15 protein-coding genes are annotated in these 17,735 nt (G+C 45.9%); 1 reads left to right on the forward strand and 14 read right to left on the reverse strand.

Going from position 1 to position 17,735, the window contains the following annotated elements:
- Positions 1-6 precede the first annotated feature (6 nt).
- The 3 genes from AC3WJJ_RS22885 to lpdA all read right to left on the reverse strand — a co-directional run bounded on the left by AC3WJJ_RS22885 (position 7) and on the right by lpdA (position 2,769).
- Positions 7-693: a DUF3600 domain-containing protein gene (locus AC3WJJ_RS22885; protein ID WP_492544127.1), complete on the reverse strand. Its 687-nt coding sequence runs from the start codon at positions 691-693 to the stop codon at positions 7-9.
- Positions 686-1,210, reverse strand: a complete 525-nt coding sequence (locus AC3WJJ_RS22890) for a sigma-70 family RNA polymerase sigma factor (RefSeq protein ID WP_492544129.1) — start codon at positions 1,208-1,210, stop codon at positions 686-688. Before AC3WJJ_RS22890 ends, AC3WJJ_RS22885 begins: the two co-directional genes overlap by 8 nt.
- 170 nt (positions 1,211-1,380) lie before the next feature.
- Entirely contained in the window at positions 1,381-2,769 is a 1,389-nt protein-coding gene (gene lpdA / locus AC3WJJ_RS22895; RefSeq protein WP_492544131.1) for a dihydrolipoyl dehydrogenase, read from the reverse strand.
- A 195-nt stretch (positions 2,770-2,964) separates the two neighbouring features.
- Between lpdA and AC3WJJ_RS22900 the strand changes: the two genes are divergently transcribed.
- Positions 2,965-3,531: a TetR/AcrR family transcriptional regulator gene (locus AC3WJJ_RS22900; protein ID WP_492544350.1), complete on the forward strand. Its 567-nt coding sequence runs from the start codon at positions 2,965-2,967 to the stop codon at positions 3,529-3,531.
- A 173-nt stretch (positions 3,532-3,704) separates the two neighbouring features.
- On the opposite strand, the gene AC3WJJ_RS22905 is transcribed toward AC3WJJ_RS22900, so the two are convergent.
- The 11 genes from AC3WJJ_RS22905 to AC3WJJ_RS22955 all read right to left on the reverse strand — a co-directional run bounded on the left by AC3WJJ_RS22905 (position 3,705) and on the right by AC3WJJ_RS22955 (position 17,624).
- A complete protein-coding gene (locus AC3WJJ_RS22905) occupies positions 3,705-4,715 on the reverse strand; it encodes a Gfo/Idh/MocA family protein (RefSeq protein WP_492544133.1) in 1,011 nt (336 codons plus the stop codon).
- Positions 4,716-4,937: 222 nt separating this feature from the next.
- On the reverse strand, positions 4,938-6,107 hold the full coding sequence (locus AC3WJJ_RS22910; RefSeq protein WP_492544135.1) for an aminotransferase class I/II-fold pyridoxal phosphate-dependent enzyme: 1,170 nt from the start codon (positions 6,105-6,107) through the stop codon (positions 4,938-4,940).
- A gap of 231 nt (positions 6,108-6,338) precedes the next feature.
- The gene (locus tag AC3WJJ_RS22915) at positions 6,339-7,055 is read right to left on the reverse strand and encodes a pentapeptide repeat-containing protein (RefSeq protein ID WP_492544137.1); all 717 of its coding nucleotides are present in this window, start codon (positions 7,053-7,055) and stop codon (positions 6,339-6,341) included.
- 207 nt (positions 7,056-7,262) lie between these two features.
- Positions 7,263-7,604, reverse strand: a complete 342-nt coding sequence (locus tag AC3WJJ_RS22920; RefSeq protein ID WP_492544139.1) for an Imm3 family immunity protein — start codon at positions 7,602-7,604, stop codon at positions 7,263-7,265.
- Positions 7,605-7,636: 32 nt separating this feature from the next.
- Complete coding sequence (locus AC3WJJ_RS22925; RefSeq protein ID WP_492544141.1) at positions 7,637-8,794, reverse strand: WXG100 family type VII secretion target; 1,158 nt, start codon at positions 8,792-8,794, stop codon at positions 7,637-7,639.
- A gap of 286 nt (positions 8,795-9,080) precedes the next feature.
- Positions 9,081-10,469, reverse strand: coding sequence for an alpha-L-fucosidase (locus AC3WJJ_RS22930; RefSeq protein WP_492544143.1), 1,389 nt, complete (start codon positions 10,467-10,469; stop codon positions 9,081-9,083).
- Between the two features lie 66 nt (positions 10,470-10,535).
- Positions 10,536-12,062, reverse strand: a complete 1,527-nt coding sequence (locus AC3WJJ_RS22935; RefSeq protein WP_492544145.1) for an ABC transporter substrate-binding protein — start codon at positions 12,060-12,062, stop codon at positions 10,536-10,538.
- A gap of 72 nt (positions 12,063-12,134) precedes the next feature.
- A complete protein-coding gene (locus AC3WJJ_RS22940; protein ID WP_492544147.1) occupies positions 12,135-13,049 on the reverse strand; it encodes a carbohydrate ABC transporter permease in 915 nt (304 codons plus the stop codon).
- An 18-nt stretch (positions 13,050-13,067) separates the two neighbouring features.
- Positions 13,068-13,997 (reverse strand): ABC transporter permease, encoded by a 930-nt coding sequence (locus AC3WJJ_RS22945; protein WP_492544149.1) that lies wholly within the window; start codon positions 13,995-13,997, stop codon positions 13,068-13,070.
- 258 nt (positions 13,998-14,255) lie between these two features.
- Positions 14,256-15,833: a response regulator gene (locus tag AC3WJJ_RS22950; protein ID WP_492544151.1), complete on the reverse strand. Its 1,578-nt coding sequence runs from the start codon at positions 15,831-15,833 to the stop codon at positions 14,256-14,258.
- 6 nt (positions 15,834-15,839) lie between these two features.
- Positions 15,840-17,624 (reverse strand): sensor histidine kinase, encoded by a 1,785-nt coding sequence (locus tag AC3WJJ_RS22955; protein WP_492544153.1) that lies wholly within the window; start codon positions 17,622-17,624, stop codon positions 15,840-15,842.
- Between the last annotated feature and the right edge of the window lie 111 nt (positions 17,625-17,735).

Below are 17,735 nucleotides of genomic sequence, written 5' to 3' on the forward strand. Positions count from 1 at the left end.
ATTTGCTCACTTTTCAGCTTGTTTTTCATTTACATAAGCTAAGTAATCTCGAGCCTCATCAAATTCCTCTTGTAGCTCTGCTGGGATGGAGGAAGTGTCGCGAACACTTGAGAGTCCTAGTTGTGCCTTAATCGTTTCATAGGTTATTAAGGCTTGAATATACTGTTCGTATTCTTCAGTTGTTAAAACTTCTTTGCTTGATGGGAGTCCGTTTAATCGATCAAAATAGGGTTGAATATCGCTCATGGCGCCCCTGATCTCCGCTAATGGTGCTGCAGGGACCTGAGAATAATCAATGTTTCCATTCGTATCGCCATAATCAAGTTTTGCACTTGTAATGACATGTAATATGGATTTAAATTGATTAAATTCTTCCTTTCCTAGATCACCTTTTGCTTGATTCAGTTTTGCATTAAATATTAAATAACTTTCCATTGTCATATTTAGCGCACGTTTCTTAAGATTATCGAATGAACCATATAAATCATCCGCAAGTAATGCTTGATAAGCAAATGCTCCGGTAGGGATCATTAAGCAAGCAGCAATAATGACGATGGCCAATCTTTTTCTTAGAGAACGATTCCGTTTGCCACCCATTTCGGACTTTGCTCTATCAATCCCCATTTTACTTCGTTCACGAAGCTCTACAGGAATTTCGATCCCCGCTAACTCTCGCTTAAAGTGACTATCCATAAATACCTACCTCCTTTATAGTTTGACGAAGCTTATCCAATGCACGGTATAGAACAGACTTGGCCGTACCAAGCGGAATATCTAGAATCTCGGAAATCTCCTTTAACGTGCGATCATCATAATATTTCAGCAAAATCACACTCTTCTCATCCTCTTTCAAAATATCCATGACATTATTCAAAGATATCGTAAGTGCAATATCTTCATCATTCGCCCCCATATGCATATCGAAATCTGAATGCAGCGGGATCACTTTTTTGTTTCTGTTTATTAAGCCCAATGCACAATTCATCGTAATCTTCATGATCCAAGTCTTAAAATACTCGGGTTGTTTCAATGTACTGATGTTCTTAAATGACTGATACGCCACTTCTTGAACAAGATCTAGGGCATCGTCTTTATTCTTCACATAGACATATGCCATGCGGTAAATATCTGCTTCGTATTGCTGAAAAAGCGTTAAGAAGGCTTTGTCATTTCCCTTTTGCGCTTTCTTGACCAACCGTTCATGTGTCATTGCCATTCCTCCTTTCGTTTGGGGTTTATATCTATTAGATAAATGGAGAGATGTTTTGGCTTAAATTTTTCCAATTAATTTTTTTATACTAGAATATCTTAGATACGACAAAAAGGACACGACAGTACTTACTCGTACCATCCTGTCCTTATAACAACAATCTGCTGTGTTTAGTTCCTCTTCATCGCTATTTTTCTAACCGCATTCTCGGCAGCTTCCATCATCACTTCTCCCAATGTGGGATGAGGGTGAATGGTCATGGCCAGGTCCTCCACGGTTGCCCCCATCTCGATTGCAAGTGCTAGCTCCGAAATAAGTGTGGATGCCTCTACACCTACAATCTGTGCACCGATGATGATACCTGAGGTCTCGTCTGCTACGATCTTAATGAACCCTTCCGTTTCCCTCAAGGCCAATGCTCTCCCGTTGATCCCAAAAGAGGATTTGCCAATCACAACTGGAATAGATTTCGCCTTTGCTTCTGTTTCACTTAAGCCAACGCTAGCCAGCTCAGGACTCGAAAAAACAACAAGCGGCATCGCTTTATAATCAACCTTAGATGTAAGGCCTGCAATCGCTTCTGCCGCAATCTTCGCTTCATAGGACGCTTTGTGAGCGAGGGCCGGACCCGCTGTAATATCCCCAATGGCAAAAATATGCGGGATAGACGTTCTACACTGTTCATCCCTCTCGATCAATCCTCTGCTCGTCACATTCAAGCCTATGCGCTCTAATCCTAAATTGCCATCTGTATTCGGTTTTCTGCCGACCGTGACGAGCACATAGTCCGCTGTAACATGATGCTCCTCCTGATTGTGTGAATAATGAAGGGTAATGGAATCTGCATTTTGTACTGCGCTTCCAGCTGTCGCGCCGGTAATTATATGGACCCCATCGGCTTTCAACTGCCGGACAACAGGGGCTACAAGCTCCGCCTCGAATCCAGGCAGAACTTGTTCTCCTCCCTCCAGAATCGTCACCTTTGTTCCAAATTTGGCATACATCTGCCCTAGTTCAATTCCGATATATCCACCACCAATAACGACCAAGCTACTCGGAATCTGTTGGAGCGACAGTGCTTCTGTGGAAGACAGAATGCGTCCTTCAACTGGAAAAGCTTGAAGCTCAATTGGGCGAGATCCTGTTGCAAGTATGGCATGTTTAAAAGAAAGGGTCTGCTCCGCTCCCGCTTGCCGGATCAGAACGGTATGTTCATCAACCAGGCTAGCCTCTCCTTCCAGAATGCTCACACCTGCGGTTTTTAATAAATACTGAACGCCGCCTGCCTGCTTATTCACAATCCCTTGCTTGAAATCCTGTGCACGCTGAAATGACGCTAACGCATCTATATTATTGAACGATCTAAATACCTCATAGCGATGCGATTCTGCAATTAATGCTTTGGATGGAATGCAGCCCACATGTGTGCAGACGCCGCCAAGCTGACTTCGTTCAACAATCGCGGTCTTCATGCCAAGCTGTGAGGAGCGCAGCGCGGCCACATAACCTCCAGGACCTGATCCAATGACTAACGTATCTACGGATTCAAGCTTACTCATATCCTTATACCTCCAGTTGAAGCCAATTTAAAATATGATGACCATAATATATTATAGTCATCATATTTTAAAAACGTCAATATCCCCATTCAGCTTACTTGGACTTGTCGCCATCAGATCGCTAAATTGACAGGCTTTAATATGACGAATATAATATTTTGAAAAGTAGACTGACGAAGCTGTGGAGTGATTACAATACCGTATCCCAAAGGCCATAAGATAAAAGTGCGGAATAAAATCGTTGAAAGTGCCGCTCAGGCTTTTCGCACCAAGGGTATTCAAGATGTAAGTGTTCCGTTCATTATGAAGGGCGCCGGATTAACTCATGGAGGATTCTATGCGCATTTTGATAACAAAGACCAGCTTGTCGCCGAAGCTTGCCGTTATGCCATTAGCGATACCATCGAACTTCTGCAGGATGCTGCTGATCAGGAGACCCAGAATTCCAAAATCAATACCGTCATCGATTATTACTTAAGTACGTATCACCGCGACAAAAAAGAAATGGGCTGCATTATTCCTGCCCTATCTAGCGAAATATCTCGTTCATCAGAAGAGGTTCAGAAGGTATTCACCGATGAACTGGAGCGAATGATTTCTTTCATCTCCGATCTGGCAGGGATAGACACATCCAAAGCTAGTGCACTATTCAGTACCATGGTGGGCTCTCTTGTTCTTGCCCGAACGGTTAGTGATCCTAACCTGAGCAACAACATTCTCTCGGCAGGCAAGAAAGCTGCCAAAGAAATGGTTATGAGCTAACTAGATGATATGATCTATGATCCTTGTCAGACAATTTGTAGCTTGGAAGCACAAAAAACACGCCAGTTGTTGGCGTGTTTTTTGTGTGTCTCAGGTATTCGTTTAAAAAATGAGTAACGAAAAAGACATTCGCCACCCGTTCCCACTAATTCAGGATTGTCCAAGACTGGCTTCTACTGCTTGGCCACCATCAATTGGGGGCTTAAATCCGTAAAGCCCTCACCTGGATTACGCAGAGCTTCAAGTACAACCTGCGCATTGTAACCGTCGTAGAAGTTAAAGAAGATCCCTGGGTCTCCGTTCAATGTCTTAACAATCTGGCTCAAGATCGGCAGTAGGCTATCGTTGTCTTCCACAAGTACAGGCTGAAGATCGGCGTCCTTACCGCTCTTGAACAAGTTGCACCAGTTTTCAAGTGCTATCGTCCCTTCCTCACCATGGATCACGAGGGAGACACGTTCATCCTCTTCCCGCTTATCGGTTCCAGACAAATGAATCTCGATACCATTATGTAATCTTAGAACAGCCTGAACTCGACTCTCACACTGATTCGAATCCGATGGGAACTCCACCTCACTCTTCACATGCGCGATTGGACCAAACAGCTGTTGAATCATCTGAATCCAGTGTATACCGACTTCCAGCAGATAGCCGCCCTGTTGTCTGGAGGTGATCCAAGGATTCTGCTGCCATGCTCTCGGCCACTGCGGAAACTCTAGGAATAGATCCATGCTTAGAACCTCGCCGATTGCTTGCTCTTCAAGCATTCCCTGTAGCTTCAGGACAGCGGGTTCGAGCGGTAGTGAGAAATGGACGGCATGGAGCACATCCGACTGCTCTGCCAATTCCACTAGACTCCGTGCTTCGGTCAAGCTGTTGGCAAGCGGCTTCTCGCAGAAGACGTGAATGCCTTTCTCAAAAGCGATCTTCGCCACGTCATAATGCAGGGACGGCGGAACCGCAATATATACTAGATCAAGCGAGACCTCATTTAGTAACCGACGGTAATCTGTGTACAGCCGAGGGCTAATACCTGCTGCTTCCACTTCCTTGTTCATACTCGCTTCATCGCTGTCGCAAAGTGCGACTAATTCGATTGTGTCCGCATATTGGGGCAGTAAGCGGTGAATCATATGGCGGCCCATATGTCCTAAGCCGACGACGGCCATTTTTAGTTTATTCATCTTGTTCTCCTATTCTGTTGATGGTTGATTATTACAAATGAATGCCATGTCTTTTATTATAGATCAGGTGTTGCTACCCGTCACTCAGATATGCAGAAGAGGCGCTGCTATGAAGCAGAGCCTCTAACCTCGTATTACATCGCTTATCCATATTAGATATGTGGGCTTCGACAGCCTCCATTATCTAAGATTCTATAGTTGGCCTTTCAAACGAAACCGATCCTACACCTTTAAAATCCCACTTTGGCGAATCGCCTCAATGGCTTGCTTCAGAACCACCTCATCCTGAACTAATGCCATTCTCACATAGCCCTCACCCGAAGGACCAAAGGCGCCGCCTGGTGTTACGATCACACCTGCTTTGGTTACCATGTCCATCGCAAAATCCGCTGAACTCTCGTAATCAGAAGGGATCATGGCCCAGACGAACATTGTCGCTTCAGGCTTTTCAATAGGCCAACCGAGCTCATTCAGACCGTCGCACAGCACATTTCTGCGATGTTCGTAAGCTTTTCTGGTTCCTTCTACGCCATCCTGATCCCCCGTAATAGCTGCGATCGCAGCTTGTTGAATCGGTAAGAACATGCCATAGTCCATATTGGACTTGAGCACTTTTAAGCGTGATACGACCTCAGCGTTTCCAACACAAAAGCCGATTCTAGCACCCGCCAGACCATAGGTTTTAGATAGGGAGTTAAACTCAACGCCTACCTCTCTTGCACCAGGGAAGGATAGGAAGCTGCCTCCTCTTTTTCCGTCAAACACTAATTCGCTATAAGCGTTGTCATGAAGAACGATAATCTCATACTTCTTCGCAAAGTTGATCAGATCAACGTAGAAGCTGTCCGGTGCCATGGCAGTAGTCGGATTATTAGGATAGGAGACAATGATTAGCTTCGCCTTCTTGGCTACATGTTCGGGAATATCTCGTAAGTTGATCACGTATCCATTTTCTTTTTTCTGCGGCATATAGTGCAGTTCAGCTCCGGCAATCTTAGGCCCGTCTGCGAACACAGGGTAACATGGATCAGGCACGAGCACGATATCCCCCTCATCCACAATGGATAGAGAAATATGCGCAAGCCCTTCCTGTGAACCTAAAAGAGAGCATATTTCCGTCTTGGGGTCCAGATCCACCCCATATCTCGCTTTATACCAATAACTCACGGCTTCAAGCAATTCACTTTGATCATTAACCGCATATATGTAGTTCTGTTCATCGGCTGCTGCTGAGCACAAAGCTTCTATGATATGTTTGCTCGGAGGGATATTCGGTGTGCCCACACTCAAATCAATCACCGGTTCTCCTTGCTCCAATCGACAACGTTTAATCTCCAATAATTTAGTGAAGATCCCTTCCCCAAATTGATCCATTCTTTTAGCAAACTGCATCTCCCTAACTCCTTTTGTCTAGTAATCTATATCTATCCATTCAAATTATATTTATTGTATCAGTATGCGGCACTTCTTGCTGTCTCAACTTACATGGATGGAGCGGTGGATGGAGCAGGTGAGTATGGTTTCATGATTCAGTGTGGGAAAGAGAATAACAAAAAATAGGTCAATCATGGTGGTGACCATAATTGACCTGTATTATATTTACCAGACTGCTATTATGCTGTATTACACTTTAATTAATTCATGAGCAGAAAGTTCAAAATCATCAGGCCATTTCGTGTTCTCATCGTACTTCGCCTGAATAAATTTACAATCGATAAAAACTGCATCAGAGAAATCAGCATGAATCAAATTAGCTCCACTGAAATCAGTCTTCGATAAAATGGATTTATTGAATACAGCCATCTCAAGATCGCAATTAACAAATATAGTATTTTCTAAGTTTGCCTCAATAAACATCGCCTTTTTTAGTTTAGCCTGTGTTAAATTAGCTTTTTCTAAGTCCGCCTCGAAAAATGTCGTTCTTATTAGATTGGCTTGAACAAGAGAAGCATTTTCTAGCACTGAATAATCTAAATTTGCTTTTGCTATTGTAACCCTGTCCATCTTTGCATTTTTGAATGATGCTGATGCAAGATTAGACGCATATAAATCCGCATCTTCCAAGATTGAATTATCAAATATTGCTCCTGGCATGATCGCTTGCGATAAATTAATTTCCGAGAAGTTGTGATTTGATAAATTAATATCTTCAACTTGAATTTGTTGCCCCTCTTTACCTAATGTTTTCACCCATTGCGTATGCAGAAGCAACTTTTCATGAAATGATACATGGATGTTCCCATTCACACTATTCACCTCCAGCCTATGACTACGGCCACCACAGTATTTTGTCACCCAAATTCTTGAGCGTAGCGTGTATACCAAAGCTAAAACAGCCATAAAAGGATTCCCTTCTATGGCTGTTTACTCTTGCTTTAATTCAGTTTTACGAATACCCACTTCCTTAATGCAAATTGCGTTTATAGCAGACTCCATACCAGTTGGCTTCCCGATTTATCGGCAAGCCACAAAATATATTATTAACAGGGAACCCCCCCTACTGTACAAGCTGGCGTCGGAATTCAAATCTTTATCATGTTGGTTACCTTATGTTACTTTCAAAAGCTGCTTTCGTAAATCTTCTATCTCTTTTTTCACAATACTTAATTCATTGTTTTCAAATTGATTTAACGTTTGTAATAATGTATGGGCTTCTGTAAGTCTAAAAAACTCATCAGAAACATCGGGTCGAACGTTATTATGCTCGATACCTAATTTGACCAAAACCATATAAATCATTAGCTTTTCAACTTCACTTTCTTCAATGACTGTTTCAAATTCATAAAGCGCTCTTTCAACTGATTGAACGACATTCAGTCCAAGAACTAAAGATTGTTCAAAATTTTCACGAACTATTTCATTAGCTTCTTCATAACTCCAAGTCTCCATATAGAACCCCCTTTTCTAACATCTTAATAGATTTATTTTTTTCCAGTATGAACATTCAATTGTATATTAGGATACTTTCTTCTAAATTCCAAGATAACATCACTACAGCTAGCACAAGCCAACCGTTCAGTAAATAAGTCAATAGTTCCAGATGCTTGTCTATTTGCTCCAAGTTTAGACGCTACGTCTTCCAATATTTTAACCTCTGTATCCCATTCACGACTATATGCTTTATCTGTTCCAACATAACCGTCCTTATCGACATTAATGGTTTCAAAGTTCCGTTGCTCTTTGGGTTTTAATAAAACAAAACCGTCCGAGCCTTTATCAGTAGCAAAGTTCACGCTACTGTGAGCCTTCATTTCATTAGGAAATCCATTAATTTCTATTTTGGCAACACCTAGGTTGCCAGACTTTTTGATTGAGCTTGGTAATTGAGCTCTTATCTCATCAACTCTTTGTTGAAGTACTGCTGTTACTTCAATTTTACTCTTACCTTCAACACCCTTTCCCCCATCCCCACCCGAATCATGTTTGAGATGAGGGCCACCCTTCACGCCGATTCGGCGCGTGGCAAGGCCACCCAGGACCATGGCAGCCTGCTGTCCAATAAAATTGGACGTACCTCCTGCGTCCTCAACGTCCCCTGCGAACTTTTCACGGGTATCGGCATCGAAGATCATTTTGCCTCCCCAGACTGCGGTGTCGACGATCTCTTCCACCGTTCCGATGGTTGCATTATAGGCCATATCCCCCACGGTGCCAACCGGGTCATCAACGAGAGAGGTGGCGGTATCCTTTACCGAATTCGCTATGGACATCGCCCCAGTCTGAAGTCCTTCCCAGAAGTCCCCCGCGTGATCCCAGAAATTTTTGGGCTCTGCATTTCCGGCGGCAGCAGATGCCGCATTCCATAGATCCATACGCATATCTGCTTGAATGAAGCGGAAAGCAATCTTCTTCAATTCTTGGCTGGTGATTCTAAGATGTTCAATCGTTTTGTTCATTTCTCCATGGGCCCGCTGAAAATCTTCGAAAAACCGCGACCGGGTCGTCCCTTCCCACGAAGACATCATCCACGTAATCTGCTGATCTAGAAGATTTTTGGTCCTTTCCAGTTCTTCCGCAGCCCTTCCTGCCTCATCCGATACTCGGATCAGCACCTCCGGCGGAACAAGTATTCTAGACATTCGCATCCTCTCCAGGCGATTTCATTGGTTATTTATTTTATCCATATTTTAGGATATGCGTAAGATACCAGAGTCCTGCATATTGAGAGAATTGGAGTATAGATGCATAAAGATTCGAGCTTTTTATCTAATTCATAGTTCAGAAGCACTAATATACAAAAAAACGACCATAAAAGAGTTTCCTTTCATGGCCGTTTGAGCTTGCTTTTATTCCATTTTATAAGTACGGGGATAGCTCTGAGTAAACACGATCTTCACGCCAACTACCTGAGCCTGATCATTCTCCTTAATCACGAAGCTCAATTCGGAATACATCGGCATATAGCGCCCCCGGCGTCTTCCGGGACAGAACAGTGATTCGGATCTTGTCTTTATCGATAATTTCGGCCTTCACTTCTCCGTCATCGCTTAGCAAGGAAACGGACATCAACTGCCCGAAATTTGGAAAAATGAATGAATCGCGAACCTCGGATGTATCCTCATGATAGAGATAGAACGCATACACCCTGCTTCCCTTTCTCGTAAATGCCATGCCATCTACCATGTAAGGCGCGCATTCACGGGTACCGTACACTGCCTCGCCGTTCTGCTTCAAGAATGCACCAAGCTCCCGCAGCGCCGTCATCCCTTTAGCGGGAAGTCTGCCATCCGGCTGAGGCGCAATGTTGAGCGCCAAGTTGCCACCTTTGGCAATAATATTGACTAGCATATGGACCAGTTGTCTCCCTGATTTAAATTCATCGTCGTAGTTGAACGAGAATCTCTTACCGACTGTAACGCAACTCTCCCAAGGAACCAGAATCGGATTATCCGGCACCGTTTGCTCCGGTGTAATAAAGTTTTCGTAAGGGCCACCTACAGTGCGATCTACCGCCATTAGATGCGGCTGTGTCGTCTCGCGAATGCGTTCGACAATCTCTCCAATTCGTATATCCTGTCCTTTGTTGTCTGGGCGAACCCAACCGCCGTCCAGCCAAAGTGCTTCGATCCGCCCGTAATTCGTCATGATCTCTGTGATTTGCCGATGAGACATCTGAACGAACTTCTCCCATAACTCAGGATGCTCCGCTACATCGTAATTGACATTGCGATCTGTCTTACCTCTTGGCATGGTGAAGTTCGGCGACCAGTAATACGGTGTATTCCAGTCCGGCTTAGAGAAGTAGGCATGAATATCCATGCCACGCTCCCGGAATGCATCGAACAAGTGACGGCATATATCGGCGTATTGGTGCGAGCTGAACGGTGTATTCGGGCTGGTCACTTTGTAATCCGTCGTTTCTGTGTCCCACATGCAGAATCCATCATGATGCTTTGTCGTGAATAGCAAGTACTGAAATCCGCATTCCTTTGCAAGATCCGCCCATACCTCTGGTTGAAAGCGGATCGGATTAAACGTCGTTCTCAGGTTCCGGTATTGCCGGCGAAACTCGTTCATATCATCGGTCCAGTCGACATCTTTCTTCGACCATGCAGCGCTGTCGTCAGACATACACCAGGATTCGTAGATGCCTAGTTGGCACGCAGGTGACCAATGAATCATAAATCCAAGCTTGTGGTCGCGGAATTTTTCCAGAGTCTCCAGTACTTTTGGGTTATGGGGACGCACGTACATGTCCTCGGCCGTATAATCATGGACACCGTTGTTCGCAGCATCTTTTTTTGTTCCCGCCATTGCCGATTCTCCTCTCGTAAAGCGAAGCCTCCGATCATGCTGGGAGGCTTCGCTGGTTTATCTATGTTATTGAGTCGCCTTCCAAGCGTCGTATTGCTTCTGCATTTCCGCAATGACCTTCTCTGAGCCTGCAGCTTTCAGCTTCTCGTTCACTTTCGGCAAGAATTGCTCCGGATTGACGGAACCCGTAATTAGAGGCAATCTCACTTCTGCCGTCACGTTCTGAATTGCAGCAATCTCGGCTTGTACTGGTGCCGGATCAAAGACGAATCCGACCAGCGGCGATACTTGAGCTTCGTCGTTAAACTTTTTGAATTGCTCCCACTTATCCGCAGGGTCCGCTTCCGTCAAGTAGTTCAAGAAGCCGTTACCGAATTGGAACCAGCCCGTGTTCCAGCGTTCTTTTCTCGCCGGTAAATCTCTGACCACGTTATCGGATACTTTCTCGTAATGCGTGCCTTCTATACCGTAAACGAACAAGTTATGGAGATATACATCGCCATGAAGCATGTTGATGAACATCATCGCTCGTTCTGGATCTTCGGACGTCTTCGGAATGGTCAGCATAGCGCCCATAACGGAGTTCGTTGTGACGATCGGCTTCTCAACCGGATTGTAGCTGACATCGAAGCCGGCACGGTTCGTCCAAATAACCTCTGCTGTCGGAATGCCGCCGGATATGCCGGTCAGCCACTTACCTGCTTGTTCCTCATTCTCAGGACGAGCGTAGGTTGCAACGTCAGGGCGAATGTAGCCGGCCTTATAGTAGGCATGCACCGTGTCCAGCGCTTGCTTGGCTTCCGGCGTCTCCCACATGCTTACGATCTTATCGTCCTTCGTCATCGGTTCATAGACCATACCGAAAGGAATGTTTTCGTTCATGACGTAATCAAACGGCACATACCATAGCGATTGCTGCGTCGGTTCGATCGGATAGATTGTCGCATCCTTCTCCTTCAGCTGCTTCAGGATAGGCTCTGCGCTTGTAATGGAGTTCACACCGGATGCGTCAATGCCATGCTGCTTCAGAAGTGGCTCGTTAAAGCGCAATACCCACTGCGAAGCAATTTCCTTCGGATTTTGGACACCATAGTTTTGGCCGTTAACCTTGGATAGATCTAAGAATTTGCTGTACATTGATTTCAATGCATCTTGACCATGCTTCTCCAGCAGTTCATTAACCGGATTCAGCGCGCCTTTGGAGGCAAGCGGAACCATATGCTTCGCTTGAGCGAACAAGACGTCGATCTTCTGACCGGATGCGAGGAAGACCGGCACTTTCTGCTCGGCTTCCGCCCAAGGAACAAAATTGATTTTGACTGTCGCGTTTATCTTCGGCTGTATGTACTCGTTAACCTTCTGCTCGATAAGCTCCGTATCTTTCTGTGGGTCGCCGAAGAAATACAGAACCAGCTCGTACGGTTTTAATGCATTGTCCGTAGCTTCATTAGTCGCCTCAGGCGTTGGAGAATTGCTCCCCCCCGATTGCGTGTTCTCAGTGCCATTTTTAGCGCCGCAAGCGCCAAGCACGACGGTCAATAACAAGATTGCCGCTAATGAAATCAACCCTCTTTTTTTATTTCTCAGAAACATGTTATACCCTCCTGTATTTGTTTGTTTTATTTAAAGCACCGTTCGCTTGGAGGCGCCCGTCACATTAAACAACTATCCCTTAATGGAACCTACGGTCAACCCTTGAATGAAAAACCGCTGGAAAAATGGATAAGCGAGTACGATTGGGGCTGTTGCCACAACAACCATTGCCATACGAATCGTCTCCTGAGGCAAGTTCGCGATTAACGTTGCATCTGAAGTGGACAATGAATCGGTATTCTCAAGTAAATACTGCAGGTTGTTCTGAATTCTTGAGAGCATATATTGAAGCGGCGTCAGCTCCGGCTTGTCGATGAAGAGCATCGCGTTGAACCAATCATTCCAATAAGCCAATGCACTGAACAAGCCGATTGTCGCAATACCCGGCAGTGAGATCGGAAGTACCATTCGGACGAAGATGGAGAAGTCTCCAGCCCCGTCAATCTTAGCCGCTTCAATCATGCCCTCTTCTATCGTCGTCCGGTAGAAGGTTCTCATGACAATGATATAGAAGGCGTTGACGCTTAGCGGAAGGATCAGCGCCCATATCGTATCCTTCATATGCAGCACTTGCGTCACCATCATATAGAAAGGAACGAGACCGGCGTTGAAGAGCATCGTCAGGAATGCGATAAACGTAAATAGCTTGCGGTATGCAAAATCGGGCCTCGAAATCGCGTAAGCGTACGGTAGAATCAAGACCAAGCTAATGATCACTCCAAGCACTGTAATTAGGATGGAGACAAGGAAGGAGTTCAACATCTGACCGGAATCCTCCAGTAAGTATGAATAGGCGGACAAGCTCCAATGCTCGGGCCAGATCCGGTACCCGTTACGCGTCAACGACTTCTCTTCCGTCAGTGAGATAATGATCGTAAATACAAACGGCATGATACAAGCGAATGCGACCAGCGCGGCCACAATGTTCCAAAACCAGTTCCAACCTCGGGAGAACCCTTCGATATTCGCGCTGTTCTTTGATTTCATGCAAGCTTCCTCCTTCTATTAGAATAGGGCATCATCTTTGCTGATTTTGCGGACCGTATAGTTAGCTGTCAAAACTAGAATGCAGCCGATAATCGATTGATAAAGACCCGCGGCGGCGCTCATGCTAAATACACCCATTTCTTTCATGCTGCGATAGACATACGTATCGATTACGTTCGTAACCGGGAACAGAAGGCCGGACTCGCGCGGCACTTGATAGAACAGACCGAAATCAGAGTGGAAGATTTGGCCGACCGCCAATATTGTCAGGATGATAATCAAAGGCTTCAAGTGCGGGATCGTCACGTTGCGGATTTGCTGCCATTTGCTCGCCCCATCAATAACCGCCGCTTCGTAATAAGTTCGATCTATGCCTGCTATAGCGGCGATATAAATGACACTTGAATAGCCGATCGTCTTCCACACCTGCGCAAGAACTAGGATTAATGGCCAGTAAGCAGGTTCGTTGTACCACATCTTGGACTCCATTCCCAAGCTTACCAAGACGTTATTAAGAAATCCCTTGTCCATGCTCAGAAAGGCGAATACAAAATAACTGACAACGACCCAAGACAGAAAGTGCGGTAGCATCATCCCCGTCTGATAAAATTTCGACATTCGCTTATTGGTAAGCCCACTGACCACAATGGCCAGCGCCACAGGAATAAGGACTCCAAGTATAATAAAAGCAAGATTATACAGCAGCGTATTACGCGTGATGATAAAGGCGTCGTTCGTCTGGAACAGAAACTTGAAGTTATCAAAGCCGACCCATTCCGCACTCCAAATGCCGTGGAATATGCCTTTGGTATGGTAAGTGAATTTCTGAAAAGCAATTAAGTTGCCGAGTATAGGCAAATACTTCATGATGATGAACCATAAAGTCGCAGGAAGTACCATTAACAGAAAAATTCGATTACGTTTCAGCCGTTTCCACTTTGTAGCCATTCTCCACTCTCCATTTCTTTCCCAAGTTGTCTTCATCTGTTCTCTTAAAGCGTTTTCATCTTGCTTATATTATCCCTGCTGCATCACCCTGCAGAAAGAGGAAAAATCCAAGATGAACCGTCGGAACTCAATGAGAAATAGACTGGTTAAGACATTTCGAAAAGGACGGCCGTTTTTACCGGAGGCGTATGAGAACAAAAAAAATCACCGGCTGCCCTTGTTGCAGCCGATGAAATATCGATCTCGAAACACGCTTCCTTACCCTCTCTGCACGCCTTTGCGAGCAGAACGGAATTCGGTAGGCGATACGCCCGTAAATTTCGTAAACAGCTTGTAGAAATAGTTGGGATCGAGGCAACCCACCTTCGCCGCGATTTCGTTACCTTTCAGCTCGGTCTGAAGAAGTAGTTCCTTGGCGACTTGGATGCGATAACCGTTAACGTAGTCCGTAAATCCGACGCCGATTTCCTTCTTGAACAATTGGCCTAAATACACGGGATGGACTTTGTAGATCTGACCGAGCGTCTTCAGCGACAGCTCCGACTCGTAACGGGTATGAATATCCTGAATGACTTTGCTAATAACCGGACTTCGGCTCTCTTCTGCCACAGAGACAGCATCGAGCGACTCGTCTGCAAATTGCTGTATATATTGTTTAATATGGTCTACACTCCTTAGTCGGAACAACGGAGCGAAGCTCTCCATAAAGTTAAGACGTCCGGTCTGCTTGGCGACTTGAAGCATAATTTCCAGAGCGCCGTCCTGCGCATCCGCAAGAGACGCGCGCATATCCTCTTTCAATCCATCGAACGATACGTCGATCCATTGCCGGAGCCCCTTGCGATCTTTCTTAGCGAGGAGTGAAGTCAGCGTCTGTAGCTCCTGCAGGAATGTGATGCTGGACGACCGCTTGCCGGCATGTTCCCCATCCACAATAAAACGGTCTCCGTTAATCTTCCTCTGAATCTGCATTTCTTTGGCCTGCTGATAGCTCTCGGGCACTTCGAGGTAGCTGCCAACTGTCGCGCCAATGGAGAACAGAATATCAATCCGCCACCGACTCTTAACACTCTGATAGAGATTCTCCAGCTCCTTATGCAATATTTCGCGATTCAGACTACCGCCATACTCCGAGAACAAGATCACAATGTCGCCTTCTAAATCTACAAATTCGAGCGTCGTATACGTGGAGAACAGCTCCGTTGCTTCTGTGCGGAGCATCTCGCACACTTCGGACACAAGCTCGTTACGCACATCGGGTGGAAAGCTGTCTCCCGCTTGATCGCTTCTTAGCAGGCTTCCGGTCACGACGGCATACGCGCGGTGATGAAGGGGAATGTCCGCCATCTCCGCGCGCTGCTTCAATTCGGTCATTGGAATCGAACGACTCATCCACCGATTTAGCACATTGGTGCGCAAGATTTGCTTCTCTTCGATGGATCGAATACGCCGCTGTCCTTCATGTTCCAGCTTTCTTACGGCCGTCGCTACCGTCGCGGACAGCTCGTTCACATCGACGGGCTTGAGCAGATAATTTTCGATGCCGAAACGCATCCCTTCCTTCACATGCTGGAAATCGTCATAACCGCTCAGGACGATGAACTTAACGCGTGGATCTACGGAGCGAATTGTCTCGATCAGCTTCAGGCCGTCCATGCCGGGCATTCGAATATCGGTCATGATGACGTCAACCGGTTGATCCAGAAATTGTTCGAGCGCCTGCTCCCCGCTCGAAGCTTGCGATGCGATCCGAAGACCGTGCTCTTCCCAATCTATAACGGAATACATGCCTTTCAAGATGAGCGGTTCGTCATCTACAATCATGATCTTATACATGCTGTTTCACTCCTTGATGACGGCAGGGATTTTCAAAATAACCTCCGTCCCCGATCCATCCATACTATCAATTGCCAAACCGAATTCACTGCCGTACACCATCTGCAGTCTCATTTGAACGTTACTTAAGCCGAGCGAATCAGACTTTGCTTCTAGCTCGCTCTTCTCTGTCAAGGATTGGCGCAGCTTTATCAATTCCGGAAGCGGTATTCCCTTGCCGTTGTCGCTTACGCGCAAAATAATAACGTCTTGCTCCAATAAACCTTCAATGCGAATCAAATTGTCCTGTTGGTCTGCTCTGAAACCATGCAGCACATAGTTTTCGATCAGAGGCTGTACGGACAGCTTCAAAATCTCATGGCGTCCAACTTCCTCGGGGATATCAAACTCCACCTGTAGCTGATTCGGATAACGAATCTGGAAGAGCTCCAGATAGATGCGGCAGCGCTCCATCTCTGCCGCCACGTCTACGTTCATCGCGCTCTTCATGGTAGTGCGGAACAAGGCGGCGAGAAGGAATATCATATGGCCCGCTTCCCGCGCCCCTTGCGCGAACGCGCTCATCCGAATCGCCTCCAGCGTGTTGTACAGAAAATGCGGATTCATCTGCATCTGCATGGCGATGATCTCGGCATTTTTTTGCTTAATTTCGGATACATACACCTTCTCGATGTAATCGTTAACGCGCTCGCACATCTTGTTAAAATTCGAGGAAATCTGGTACAGCTCGTCCCCTTTGGTGAGCGGAATACGTACATTCCATTGACCCTCGTCCAGTTTCTCCATGGCCCGCACGATCACCTTCGTCCGCCTGGAAAACCTCAGAATCAAAATATAGGTCAGTAGCAGTGCCACGGCAATGAATAGGCCGGTCAATATCATAATCCAACGCTGCAGCGCTTTCGTGCCTGAGTGGAGCTGCTCGCCGGACATGATCCCTGCAACGATAACGCCTGCCTTGTTCGCAGTAGAAACCATATATTCCGATTTCGGCGCTTCGCTGTCAAGCAAGCGTTCGACCGGATAGCGCTTCCCGTACCATTGCATAGAGGAATCATAGATAACGTCACCATCGCGCGTGAGGACCATAATTTCCCCTTTCAAATCGGAGGGTCCGCGCTGACTCGACTTCATAATGCCGTTGGCCTTGAATTGGATCAAAATCTGGCCGATCGGCTTCAATGTATTTGGATTTTTCAGCTCGGCTGCGTAGACGTATAGTGGCTGACTATCCGCGCTCTTATTGGTCATCACAGGGAAAATAGGCAGCGAATCGGCATAATGCTCACGCTCCCCCGCTACACGCTCCGGCAGTTCATTCGTCGTGACGATCTCCAGCGATAGCTGGGAAGTCACCCGGTACACCTCTCCATCCTTACCTAGAAACAGAATGGAGTCGAGGTCGAATCCGTTGTTGAAGTAGGCGGACAGCGATTTTAAAGAATTATTAATGGGGGTATCGACGTCGAAATACCTATCAAGCTGATATGATAAAAACTCTGCGTAACCTTTCTCCAGCAGCACCTCTAAATATTGCATAAAACTTTCGTTCGAGTATATACTCTCAAGCATCATCTTTGATGCATCCATACGCTGATCGACATAGGCGCTGACATTGGCGGATGCCTCCTGCATCTGCAAAGTCTCCTTGTTGATCATATATTGCGTGAAATATTGATAGATAAAAAAGGCAAGTGCAACCAAAGTAACCATGATAATAACGGAATAGGTCAGTAATATTTTATTGAACAGCTTCTCTGCAAAATGGGTACGGTACAGCTCGCTTACCATGCGGGTCAACCTTCTCATCCTGTCTCTTCTTCCCCCTCTCTGTCCAGCTACTTTGAATGCGCTTACAAATCCGCTCTTGAATAGAACCAGCAGCCTATATATAAGTCACAT

The organism is Paenibacillus sp. FW507-14B1B (assembly GCF_058781425.1).